We start from the raw sequence: 11489 nt of genomic DNA on the forward strand, positions 1-11489 counted from the left end.
GATGGCGGTCCGGGCCAGCACCAGCTCGCCGTCGTGCTCCACCACGTCCCGGGCGACCGGCCGGCGCACCGGGCGGCCGTCGACGCCCCGCCGGCGGCCGGAGCGGAGCCGGTCGGCCGCCCGGAAGGCGTCGTCGAGGGCGTGGCTGACGGTTCGGGCGTCCCCGGCGACCCGGCGCAGCAGCGCGTCGCCGTCGTTGACGACGGCTCCGGGTCGCTGCGCGGCGTCGGCAGCACCGAGCGGAGGTTGTCGCAGGCCGAGCAGGGCGGCCACCCCGTCGCGTTCCTGGGCGACCAACCGGTCCACCCGGCGGCCGACCTGTTGGTGCAGCGCGTCCCGGGTGTCGAGCAGCCGCAGGTGCGCGGCGCGGACGGCGGGGCGCAGCGCGTCGGTGATCCCGGCGGTGGCGATCGCCCGCAGGATGCCCACGTCGCGCAGCCCGCCGGCGGCCTCCTTGAGGTCGCCCTCCAGCAGGAAGGCCAGCTCGCCGTGGGTCTGCCAGCGGGCGGTGGTGATCTCGCGCAGCGCGGGGAGCTGCCGCACGGCGGTACGCCGCCAGTGGTCGACGGCGGCGCGGACGAGCGCGTCGGCGAGCGCGGCGTCGCCGGCGACCAGGCGGGCGTCGAGCAGCCCGAGGGCCACCTTGACGTCGTCCTGGGCCACCGACAGCGCCTCGGCGACGGTGCGTACCGAGTGGTCCAGCCGCAGCCCGGCGTCCCAGACGGGGTACCAGAGCGAGGCTGCCAGCTCGTCCACCCCGGGCACCCCGGCGTGCAGCAGCACCAGGTCGAGGTCGCCGTGCGGGGCGCACTGCCGCCGCCCCAGCCCGCCGACGGCGAGCAGCGCCACCCCCGACCGCTGCGGCAGCAGCTCGCGCAGCCACCGGTCGTACGCGTCGGCCCGGGCGGCCCGCGCGCCCTCGCCGATCCCCCCGGGTACACCGACGACCTCGTTGACCAGGGGGTTGGCGTCACCGTCGCCGGCGTGTCCTGACGCCTTCCCCCTGGTCAACGAGGTCATGTCGGTCGTGTCCCGGATCAGAGCGCGTCGAGGCCGCGTTCGCCGGTGCGGACCCGGACGACCTCCTCGACGCCGGTCACCCAGACCTTGCCGTCGCCGATCTTGCCCGTGCGGGCGGCGGCGACGATGGCGTCGACGATCTTGTCGACGTCCATCTCGTCGGTGAGCACCTCGACCCGGATCTTGGGCAGGAACTCGACCGTGTACTCGGCACCCCGGTAGACCTCGGTGTGCCCCTTCTGCCGCCCGTACCCCTGGACCTCGCTGACGGTCAGCCCGGCCACGCCGAGGGCGTGCAGGGCCTCCTTCACCGCGTCCAGCTGGTACGGCTTGATGACCGCGGTCACCAGCTTCATGTCCAACCCCTCCATCCCAGGAACGTTAACCGGCGACCTTCTCGTTGACCGGCCCGGCGGCCGGCTCGGCCGGCGCAGCCGGCTCCGCGTCCGTCGGCTTGCCGGCGGCCGGCGTCAGCCCGGCCATCGCGAACGCCCCGCCACCGCTGCTGCCGGTGGTCGGCGAGAGGTCGTACGCGCTCTCCGCGTGCTCCGCCACGTCGATGCCGGCGACCTCGTCGTCGGCGTCGGCGCGCAGGCCGAGCAGCGCCTTCACGGCGAGGGCGATGACCACCGCCACGCCGAACGAGTAGACCGAGACGATCCCGCTGCCCAGCGCCTGCCGCCCGAGCTGGGTCACCCCGCCACCGTAGAAGAGGCCCTCGCTGCCGCCGAGCCCTTCGATGGCCGAGTTGACCTGGAGGGTGGCGAAGAAGCCGATGAAGAGCGAACCGATCCAGCCGGCCACGAAGTGCACGCCCACCACGTCGAGGGAGTCGTCGAAGCCGAGCTTGTACTTCAGGCTCACCGCCCAGGCGCAGACCGCGCCGGCGATGAGGCCGAGCAGCACCGCCGGCAGCGGGGCGATGAAGCCACAGGCCGGGGTGATGGCGACCAGGCCGGCGATCGCGCCGGAGGAGGCGCCGACCAGGGTCGGCTTCCCGCTGCGCAGCCACTCCACCACGACCCAGCCGAGCACGCCGGCGGCCGTGGCGACCTGGGTGTTGACGAACGCCACCGCGGTGGTGCCGTCGACGGTCAGCTCGGAGCCGGCGTTGAAGCCGAACCAGCCGAACCAGAGCAGCCCGGCGCCGAGCGCGACCAGCGGGATGTTGTGCGGCTTGAAGCTCTCCCGCGGCCAGCCGACGCGCCTGCCGAGCACCAGGACCAGGCCGAGCGCGGCGGCGCCGGCGTTGATGTGCACCGCGGTGCCGCCGGCGAAGTCCAGCGCCTTGATCTTGGCGCCGATGAAGCCGCCACCCCAGACCCAGTGCGCGACCGGGATGTAGACCAGGGTGAACCAGGCGAAGGCGAAGAGCAGCCAGCCCGAGAACTTGAGCCGGTCGGAGACCGCGCCGCTGATCAGGGCGACCGTGATCACCGCGAACATCATCTGGAAGACCATGAAGACGTACGTCGGGATGCCCGTCGACGCGCCGAGGAAGAGCCACTCCTCGCCGATGAAGTCGGTCTCCGTGCCGAGGTACTGGGTGAAGCTGCCGATCACGTTGTTGACGCCGGCGTTGTCGTTGGTGCCGAACGCCAGGGTGAAGCCGTAGATGACCCAAAGAACAGAGATGAGCCCGATCGCGGAGAAGCTCATCATCATCATGTTGAGTACGCCCTTGGACCGGTTCAGGCCGCCGTAGAACAGGGCCAGACCCGGCGTCATGAGCAGCACGAGCGCAGACGACAAGAGCAACCAGGCGGTGTTGCCGGTGTTGATCTCCACTCTGCCTCCTCTCGGTGTGGAAGTCCTCCCTCCGACTGAGACCTGGCAGCATCGCCCGTCAGCCGGTTGCGCGGAAGCTTCGCGGCCGGCTGTTTCACCTACGGTCCCCGACCGGTTTCCGTTCGGTGACGGCTTGTTTCGTACGTGTGAAGAAACCCGCACAGTCGGCGGCATGGACGGGGGTGGATCGGCCGTACGGCGGGGATCGATGTCCCGACGGTCAGCGCAGGGCGTACTCCAGGGCGTGCCGCTCGTAGTCGAGCAGCCGCAGGTCCCGCATCGGCCGGCGCAGGTGCCCCTTGTGCACGATCCGGACGAACGCCGGCTCGCCGGCGGCGGCCATCCGGCGGATCCCTTCGACGTGGTCCACGATCCGCTTGCGCAGGGTGCGGATCAGCCGGTGCCGGTCCCGGGGGATCAGCCCGTACGCGTCGGCGAAGAGGCGCAGCCGGCGCGCGCGGTCGGGGTGTTTCCAGCCCAGGGTGATGGAGTCCCGGTCGGAGAAGATCGGCACCCAGGTCCAGGCCGCGTACGCCACGTCGTAGATCCGGGCGCCGGGCGAGGCGAGGTCGAAGTCGATCAGCCCGAGCGTGCCGTCCGGTCGCCAGATGACGTTGTGCGGGGCGGCGTCGTGGTGGCAGATCACCTCGGTGTCCGGCGGGGGCGGGCCGAACGAGCGCCAGACCGCCTGCGGCGGCGGGACGAAGCCGTACTGGGCGTCGTGGAACATCCGCAGCATGGTGGCGACGGTGACCAGGGCCTCGTCGGTGACCCAGTGCGGGGCCAGCGGGTACTCCCCGCACTCCCCCTCCAGGTACGACAGCACCTCCCGGTTGCGCTCGTCCATGCCGAGCGCGCGGGGGGCGCCGGTGAACCCGACGTACTCCAGGTGGCGCAGCAGGGCGTGCACGGAGGGTGTCCACGGCCCGGCGTTGCGCCGGACCGTGTCGCCGACCCGGACCACGGTGCTGACGTTCCCGCCGTGCAGCGGGATCTCCTGCGAAGTCACGTACGGTCTCCCGAGGCGCGGCGACGGGTGGCTGTGGTCGCGCCACCCGGCATAGGCGCGATCGTCGGTCGTCACTGCGAGGTTACGCGTCCCGGGCGAGCGGCTCGGTGCCGAGCAGCGCGTCGACGAACTGCGCGGGGTCGAACGGGGCGAGGTCGTCCTTGCCCTCGCCGAGCCCCACCAGCTTCACCGGGATGCCCAGCTTGCGCTGCACGGCGATCACGATGCCGCCCTTGGCGGTGCCGTCGAGCTTGCTGAGCACCACGCCGGTAACGTTGACCACCTCGGTGAAGACCCGGGCCTGCTCCAGCCCGTTCTGTCCGGTGGTGGCGTCCAGGATAAGCAGTGTCTCGTCGATCGGGCCGTGTTTCTCGACCACCCGCTTGACCTTGCCCAGCTCGTCCATCAGGCCGACCTTGTTCTGCAGCCGGCCGGCGGTGTCGATCAGGACCGTGTCCACGCCCGTGTCGATGCCCCGCTTGACCGCGTCGAAGGCGACGCTGGCCGGGTCGGCGGCCTCCGGGCCGCGGACGGTCTCCGCGCCGACCCGACCACCCCAGGTCTCCAACTGGTCGGCGGCGGCGGCCCGGAAGGTGTCGGCGGCGCCGAGCAGCACGGTGCGGCCGTCGGCGACCAGCACCCGGGCGATCTTGCCGCAGGTGGTGGTCTTGCCCGCGCCGTTGACGCCGACCACCAGCAGCACCGCCGGCACGCCCTCCTTCGGGGCGGTCTTCAGCGACCGGTCCAGGGTCGGGTCGAGCGCGTTGACCAGCTCGGCGGCGAGCAGGGCGCGCAGCTCGGAGGCGGAGCGGGTGCCGAGCACCCGGGTCCGCTCGCGCAGCCGGTCGACGATCTCGCGGGTGGAGTCGATGCCGACGTCGGCGGTGATCAGCGCGTCCTCGATCTCCTCCCAGGCGTCCTCGTCGAGGTGGTCGCGGCTGAGCAGGCCGAGCAGGCTCTTGCCGAAGACGTTCTGCGAGCGCGACAGCCGCGAGCGCAGCCGGACCAGCCGCCCGGCGGTCGGTTCGGGGATATCCAGCACCGGGGCCGGGGCCTCCACCACCGGCGGCTCGACCAGGATGCCGGTGGTGAGTTCGGCCTCCGGCGCCTCGACCGGCGGACCGGCCAGGCCCTCCTCCGCCCGGGTGTCGACCTCCGTCTCCGGCAGCGGCGGCTCCGGCCGCCGGCGCAGCCGCGGCACGACCAGCCCGATGCCGCCGAGGATCAGCACGCCGAGCAGGGCGAGCGCGATGAGGAGGTATTCGGTCATGCCGGAATCCTGTCAGATGCCGGCGAAGCTGTCCCAGCCACCGCTCCCGCCGGGGCGGCCGGCGACCCGACGGTAGGCTCGATCACAGCCAGCAGTGGTGCGACCGCCGGCCGGGTAGTAGACATGAAGCTCGCTCACCTCGGAGGTCCACCATGCCCGCCGCACACCTGCTCATCGGCCCGCTCCTGCGGCGGGTGGTCGGCACGCGGGCCACCGTCTGGGTCGAGACCAGCGGGCCCGCGGTGGTCACCGTCCGCACCGCCGGCGGGGCCACCGGCACCGCGCCCACCTTCTCCGCGTACGACCACCACTACGCGCTCGTCGTGGTCGAGGGGCTCACCCCGGACAGCTCGACCAGCTACGTGGTGTTGATCGACGACGAGGTCGCCTGGCCGGTGCCGCGCAGCGGGTTCCCGCCGAGCGTCATCCGCACCCGGGCCGCCGACGACCTCGACCAGCCGGTCCGGCTGATCTTCGGCTCCTGCCGGGAGACCACCCAGCACGCCACCACCCGGCGGCTGCCCCCGGACGCGCTCGACGCGTACGCCCGACGCCTGATCGCCGACCCGGACGGCGCCGACCGGCCCGACCTGCTGGTGCTCCTGGGCGACCAGGTGTACGCCGACGTCACCTCGCCGACGGTGAAGCGGCTGCTCAAGCGGCGCCGGCGCCGGCCCAAGGGCGCGCCCGGCGACCAGGTGGTGAGCTTCGACGAGTACACCAAGCTCTACCTGGAGTCGTGGCGCGACCCGGAGATCCGCTGGCTGCTCTCCACGGTGCCGAGCGTGATGATCTTCGACGACCACGAGATCATCGACGACTGGAACACCTCCGCCTCCTGGCGGGCCGACGCCCGCCGGCAGCCCTGGTGGGCGGAGCGGATCATCAGCGGCCTCGCCTCGTACTGGGTCTACCAGCACCTGGGCAACCTCTCCCCCGACGAGATCGCCGCCGACCCGGTCTTCGCCAAGGTCAGTGCGGCGGAGGACGCCACCGGCGTGCTGAGGGAGTTCGGGCAGCGCGTCGACACCGAGGCCGACCTGGCCCACGACACCGAGCGGTGGCGGGCCGTGCAGTACCAGTGGAGCTACTCCCTCGACCTGGGCCGGACCCGCCTGGTCATGCTCGACAACCGGTGCAGCCGGGTGCTGGAGCCCGGCCAGCGGGCGATGCTGCCACCGGGCGAGTGGTCCTGGTTCCTCGACCGGGCCCACGGCGTCTACGACCACCTGGTGGTCGGCACCTCGCTGCCCTGGCTGCTGCCGCCGGGCATCCACCACGTGGAGGCGTGGAACGAGAAGCTCGCCGACTCGCGCAAGCGCTGGGTCGCCCGGGCGGCGGAGCGGCTGCGCCGGGGGCTGGACCTGGAGCACTGGGCGGCGTTCCGCCGCTCGTTCGACGCGCTCGGCGCGACCTTCGCCCGGATCGGCAGCGGCACGCCCGGCGAGCCCGGCGACCGGGTCGGCGCCGGCCCGGCGTACGCGCCACCGGCGTCGATCAGCGTGCTCTCCGGCGACGTGCACCACTCGTACGTGGCCCGGGCGCGGTTCGACGACCGGGGGGTGGTCACCCCGGTGCACCAGCTCACCTGCTCGCCGATCCACAACCAGGTGCCGGCCGCGATGCGCCCGCTGATGCGGCTGGGCTGGTCGCCGGGACCGGCCGGGGCCACCCGGGCCCTCGCGCGCTCGGCCGGGGTGCGTCGCCCGCCGGTGCGGTGGAAGAAGCTCGCCGGCCCGTACTTCGGCAACGCGGTGGCCACCCTGGTGCACGCCGGCCGCGCGGCCGAGGTGACCATCGAGGGCACCACCGGTGACGGTCACCTCCGCCCGGTGATGCGGCGACGGCTGACCGCCGGTCGCTGAGCCCGCCGCCGTACCCTCTACAACCGTGGAGGAGCACCTGCCGGAGACCGTACGGGCCGTCGAGCACGAACTGACCGCCCTGCTACGCCGCGGTCGCGGGGTCTCCTGGGAGATCGCCCGCGAGGTGCACCCCAACCTGGAGCCGAACGCGTACGGGTTGCTGCTCTGGCTGCGCCGGTCCGGCTCGATCCGGCTCACCGACCTGGCGGCCCGGCTCGGCATCGGCAAGGGGACGCTGAGCCGGCAGATCCACGGGCTGGAAACCATCGGCCTGGTCCGCCGCGACCCGGATCCGACCGACCGACGCGCCTCGCAGTTGAGCCTGACCGACGAGGGCCAGCGCCGCTTCGACACCGCCAGGGAGGCCCGGTTGGAACGCTTCCGGCGCACCCTGGACAGCTGGCCGGCCCCGGACGTGGAGAACTTCGCCCGGCTGCTGCACCGCTTCAACGAGACCTACTTCTAACCGCCGCGGGCCGCGGAACACGGGGCCGCCCGGCGAAGTCGGTGCTCCAGGCAGCCACGACGTGCGGTTGCCCGGGCGTGCCGCTGATAACCCGTCGCGGATGTCGGACACACCGGCGAGGATGGCCGCCATGACCTGGAGAGCACCGGCGATCAACCGGACCCCCGAAGCCACCGTCGGCGACGAGCGCACCATGCTGGAGGGCTGGCTCGACTACCACCGGCAGACCCTGCTGCTCAAGTGCGCGGGGCTGACCGCCGAGCAGCTCCGGACCCCGAGCGTCGAACCGTCCGGGCTCACCCTGCTCGGCCTGGTCCGGCACCTGGCCGAGGTGGAGGCCTGGTGGTTCCGGGAGAACTTCGCCGGCGAGCGGGTCGCCTACCCGTACTTCACGCCGGAGCACCCGGACGCCGACCACGACGTCAGCGCCGCCGACGCCGAGGCCGACATGGCGACCTTCCACCGGGAGGTCGAACTGGCCCGCGCGGCCGTCGCCGGCCGGTCGCTCGACGAGACCTTCACCGAGGTCGGCCCGAAACGCCGGACGTTCAACCTGCGCTGGGTCTACGTGCACATGATCGAGGAGTACGCCCGCCACAACGGCCACGCCGACCTCATCCGCGAACGCATCGACGGCGCCACCGGCGAGTGAGGGCGGCGCCGGGCCCCGACCGGGATCCACCCCGGCGCGCAGCGCCCACCACCCGGCCGGCCACGTCTGCGGCGCGAGCGACCGGAACGACCCCTCGGGGCAACGCGTCGGCGCCGACCGCCGTATCGTCCTTGTGGCTCCGAGATGGACCGCCGCGCGCAACGGGCTGGACGGGGAATCAGTGGTGGACGAGGGAACTGCGAAGCCGACCCGGCGGACGGCGCTGACCGTGCTGGGGGCGGTCGGGGCGGCGGGCGCCGCCGGCCTGGTCGGCCTCCGCGTCGCCACCGGATCCGCGCCCGGAACGCTGGCTCCCGTCGATGCGGCCGTCCGCCCCGTCGCTCCGGCCCCGGGCGCGACCCGTCCGGTCGGCGGCGTCTCGCCGACCGTGGCCGAGAACGCCCGCCCCGGTGATGCGGGTTTCCGCCTCGACGGCCTGCGCCACAGCACCGACCACGAGGGCCAGATCGCCGGGTACGCCTCGGCCACCAGCGTCGCACCCGGGGAGACGCTCGACTTCTTCGTCTCGGTCGCGCCCGCGCAGGGGTACCGGATCACCGTCTTCCGGGTCGGTCACTACGGCGGGGCGGGAGCCCGGCAGGTGGTCACCAGCCCGTGGCTGGACGGCGTCCGGCAGGACCCGCCCCAGGTGTCCCCCACCGACGGCGCGGTGTGGTGCTCCTGGCAGCCCGGGTGGCGGCTGACGATCGACGCGGGCTGGGTCAGCGGACTGCACCTGGCCCTGCTGCGCAACGCGCAGGGCTACCACCACTGGATCCCCTTCGTCGTCGCCGACCCGAGCCGGCACGCCGACGCTCTGGTGGTCGTCCCCACCAGCACCTACCAGGCGTACAACGGGTGGCCGATGGACGGCCGCACCGGCGCCAGCCTCTACCGGGGCTACGACGCCCAGGGCAACCTGCGGGGCTCGGACCTGCGGGCGCGCGCGGTCAGCCACGACCGTCCGATGACGGGCAGCGGCCTGCGCCGGCCGATGAAGGATGACATCGGCTTCGTCCAGTGGATCGAGCAGCAGGGCCGCGACCTGGTCTACGCCAGCAGTGAGGACCTGCACAGCGGCCGGGTGGTCCCGCACCACCACCGGGCGGTGATCTTCCCCGGGCACGACGAGTACTGGTCGCCGGCCATGCGCGCCGCCGTCACCACCGCCCGCGACCGGGGGACGAGCCTGGTCTTCCTGGGCGCCAACAACTGCTACTGGCGGATCCGGTACGCCCAGGGCGACCGCCTCGTCGAGTGCGCCAAGAGCATCGTCCCGGGTCCCGGCCCCGAGCCGCCGACGACCAGGTGGCGCGACGTCGGCGACCCCGAGCAGCTCCTCATCGGCGCCCAGTACGTCGCCATCGTCGACGGCGCCGCGCCCCTGGTGGTGCGCGGCAGCGACCACTGGTTCTGGGCCGGCACGCAGGTCCGCGACGGCGACGAGATCCCCGGGGTGGTCCACGGCGAGGCCGACCAGCTGATGCGCGGCGTCGCCCGCCCGGCGTCGACGGAGAGCGTCCTGCTCTCCGACTCGCCGTTCAACCGGCAGGGCCGGACCCGGCGGCAGCAGACGTGCCTCTACCGCGCGCCCTCGGGCGCCTGGGTGTTCGCCGCCGGGTCCCTCGCCTGGACCCGGCAGCTGCGCAACGGCCCGGCCGCCGACGACCGGCTGCGTCGGGCGACCAGGAACCTGCTGGACCGGGTGTCGCAGGCCCCGCCGACGGTCAGCGGCTGACCGGCGCCAGCGCCGCCCGCAGGTAGCGCAGGCCCTCCGGCCCGCTCCACCGGTACGCCGACAGCCCGGCGGCCCGGGCGCCGCGGACCGCCCAGTCCTCGTCGTCGACGAAGAGCACCCGGGCCGGCGGGGTCTCCAGCGCCTCGCAGGCGGCCTGGAAGTACTCCTTCGCCGGCTTGTGCACCCCGAGGACGGAGGAGTTGACCACCACGTCCAGCTCGCCGATCAGCCCGAGCGCGGCCAGGTCGGCGTCGAGCAGGTCGGTGGCGTTGCTGCCCAGCCCCACCCGGATCCCGGCCGCGCGCATTTCGCGGACGAAGTCGAGCACCTCGGTGTCCACCTCGCCCCGGTAGCGCTGCCACTGCTCGACCGCCGCCCGGGCGCGCTCCGGGCTGCCCACCGATTCGGTCAGCGCGTCGGCGACGCTGGTCACCCAGTCGGCGTGACTGACCTTGCCGGTCAGCACCGGCTGGAGCCGCCCCCACTGCATGGCGATGTCGGTGAGCACCCCGGCGGAGAGGCCGTGCTCCCGCTCCACCCCGGCGGCGACCGCCGGGTCCCAGCGCCGCAGCACGCCGTCGAAGTCCAGCAGGAGCGCCGTAGCGCGTTCCCGAGCCACTACTCGTCCTCCTCGCCGCGGCCGTGCCGCTGCTCGTCCCCGTCGGCCCGGTTGAGCCGTTGGCTGATCACCTGGGTGACCCCGTTGCGCATGGTCACGCCGTAGAGGGCGTCGGCGACCTCCATCGTCCGCTTCTGGTGCGTGATGACGATCAGCTGACTCTTCTCCCGCAACTGTGCCAGCAACGTGATCAGTCGGCCCAGGTTCACGTCGTCGAGCGCCGCCTCCACCTCGTCCATGATGTAGAACGGGCTGGGCCGGGCGCGGAAGATCGCCACCAGCATCGCCACCGCGGTCAGCGACCGCTCGCCGCCGGAGAGCAGCGACAGCCGCTTGATCTTCTTGCCCGGCGGCCGGGCCTCCACCTCCACGCCGGTGGTGAGCAGGTCGTCGGGGTCGGTGAGGATCAGCCGCCCCTCCCCGCCGGGGAAGAGGACGGTGAAGACCTGCTGGAACTCCCGGGCGGTGTCGGCGAACGCGCTGGCGAAGACCTCCAGGATGCGGTCGTCGACGTCCTTGACCACGGTGAGCAGGTCCCGGCGGGTGGCCTTGAGGTCCTCCAGCTGCTCGGAGAGGAACTTGAAGCGCTCCTCCAGCGCGGCGAACTCCTCCAGCGCGAGCGGGTTGACCTTGCCGAGCAGGGCCAGCTCCCGTTCGGCCTTGGCGGCCCGCTTCTCCTGCACCGGCCGCTCGTAGCGCACCGGTTCCGGCACCGGCAGGCCGTCGCGTTCGGCGGCGGCCACGTCGGCCTGGGTGGGCGGGACCGGTTGCGTCGGGCCGTACTCGGCGACCAGGGTCTCCACGTCCAGGCCGAAGTCCTCGGCGGCCTTCGCCTCCAGCTGCTCGATACGCAGCCGCTGCTCGGCGCGGGCCACCTCGTCGCGGTGCACCTGACCGGTCAACCGCTCCAGCTCGGCGCCGAGCCGTTTGGCCGCGCCGCGTACCTCCTGGAGTTCGGCCTCGCGGGCGGCGCGCTCGCGCGCCACGGCGTCGCGGTGCTCCTCGGCGGTGGCGATGGAGGTGGCGAGCCGGGCGAGCGCCTCGCGGGCACCGCCGGCGACG

12 protein-coding genes are annotated in these 11489 nt (G+C 73.2%); 4 read left to right on the forward strand and 8 right to left on the reverse strand.

Going from position 1 to position 11489, the window contains the following annotated elements; genetic code table 11:
• The 6 genes from NCC78_RS19500 to NCC78_RS32095 all read right to left on the reverse strand — a co-directional run.
• Positions 1–1020, reverse strand: a 1020-nt coding sequence (locus NCC78_RS19500) for a bifunctional uridylyltransferase/uridylyl-removing enzyme family protein (RefSeq protein WP_504920518.1), incomplete at its 3' end; no start/stop codon positions are given.
• A gap of 17 nt (positions 1021–1037) precedes the next feature.
• Positions 1038–1376, reverse strand: a complete 339-nt coding sequence (locus tag NCC78_RS19505; protein WP_170285500.1) for a P-II family nitrogen regulator — start codon at positions 1374–1376, stop codon at positions 1038–1040.
• A 25-nt stretch (positions 1377–1401) separates the two neighbouring features.
• Positions 1402–2808, reverse strand: coding sequence for an ammonium transporter (locus NCC78_RS19510; protein WP_284706328.1), 1407 nt, complete (start codon positions 2806–2808; stop codon positions 1402–1404).
• A 220-nt stretch (positions 2809–3028) separates the two neighbouring features.
• On the reverse strand, positions 3029–3892 hold the full coding sequence (locus tag NCC78_RS19515) for an aminoglycoside phosphotransferase family protein (protein WP_250796110.1): 864 nt from the start codon (positions 3890–3892) through the stop codon (positions 3029–3031).
• 7 nt (positions 3893–3899) lie between these two features.
• Positions 3900–5087, reverse strand: coding sequence for a signal recognition particle-docking protein FtsY (gene ftsY, locus NCC78_RS19520; RefSeq protein ID WP_250796111.1), 1188 nt, complete (start codon positions 5085–5087; stop codon positions 3900–3902).
• A gap of 12 nt (positions 5088–5099) precedes the next feature.
• Positions 5100–5225 carry a hypothetical protein gene (locus tag NCC78_RS32095; RefSeq protein ID WP_284706329.1) on the reverse strand — a complete coding sequence of 42 codons (126 nt, stop codon included), beginning with the start codon at positions 5223–5225 and terminating at the stop codon, positions 5100–5102.
• Between the two features lie 14 nt (positions 5226–5239).
• On the opposite strand from NCC78_RS32095, the gene NCC78_RS19525 reads away from it, so the two are divergent.
• The 4 genes from NCC78_RS19525 (at position 5240) to NCC78_RS19540 (ending at position 9808) form a co-directional block, all read left to right on the forward strand.
• Positions 5240–6952: an alkaline phosphatase D family protein gene (locus NCC78_RS19525; protein ID WP_250796113.1), complete on the forward strand. Its 1713-nt coding sequence runs from the start codon at positions 5240–5242 to the stop codon at positions 6950–6952.
• A 25-nt stretch (positions 6953–6977) separates the two neighbouring features.
• The gene (locus tag NCC78_RS19530; RefSeq protein WP_250796114.1) at positions 6978–7418 is read left to right on the forward strand and encodes a MarR family winged helix-turn-helix transcriptional regulator; all 441 of its coding nucleotides are present in this window, start codon (positions 6978–6980) and stop codon (positions 7416–7418) included.
• A gap of 130 nt (positions 7419–7548) precedes the next feature.
• On the forward strand, positions 7549–8070 hold the full coding sequence (locus NCC78_RS19535; protein WP_250796115.1) for a DinB family protein: 522 nt from the start codon (positions 7549–7551) through the stop codon (positions 8068–8070).
• A 184-nt stretch (positions 8071–8254) separates the two neighbouring features.
• On the forward strand, positions 8255–9808 hold the full coding sequence (locus tag NCC78_RS19540) for a N,N-dimethylformamidase beta subunit family domain-containing protein (RefSeq protein WP_250796116.1): 1554 nt from the start codon (positions 8255–8257) through the stop codon (positions 9806–9808).
• Here NCC78_RS19540 and NCC78_RS19545 read toward each other — a convergent pair.
• A complete protein-coding gene (locus NCC78_RS19545) occupies positions 9798–10427 on the reverse strand; it encodes an HAD-IA family hydrolase (protein WP_250796117.1) in 630 nt (209 codons plus the stop codon). The two genes, NCC78_RS19540 and NCC78_RS19545, sit on opposite strands and share 11 nt — an antisense overlap.
• Positions 10427–11489: AAA family ATPase (locus tag NCC78_RS19550; protein WP_250796118.1), on the reverse strand; the 1063-nt coding region annotated here is incomplete at its 5' end. The genes NCC78_RS19545 and NCC78_RS19550, both read right to left, overlap by 1 nt.

Source organism: Micromonospora phytophila, assembly GCF_023656545.1.
Taxonomy (GTDB): domain Bacteria; phylum Actinomycetota; class Actinomycetes; order Mycobacteriales; family Micromonosporaceae; genus Micromonospora; species Micromonospora phytophila.

Bases quoted from the DNA above. Each gene is read 5' to 3' on its own strand.
- NCC78_RS19505 (WP_170285500.1), bottom strand. From the start codon at position 1,376: ATGAAGCTGGTGACCGCGGTCATCAAGCCGTACCAGCTGGACGCGGTG.
- ftsY (WP_250796111.1), bottom strand. From the start codon at position 5,087: ATGACCGAATACCTCCTCATCGCGCTCGCCCTGCTCGGCGTGCTGATC.
- NCC78_RS19525 (WP_250796113.1), top strand. From the start codon at position 5,240: ATGCCCGCCGCACACCTGCTCATCGGCCCGCTCCTGCGGCGGGTGGTC.
- NCC78_RS19535 (WP_250796115.1), top strand. From the start codon at position 7,549: ATGACCTGGAGAGCACCGGCGATCAACCGGACCCCCGAAGCCACCGTC.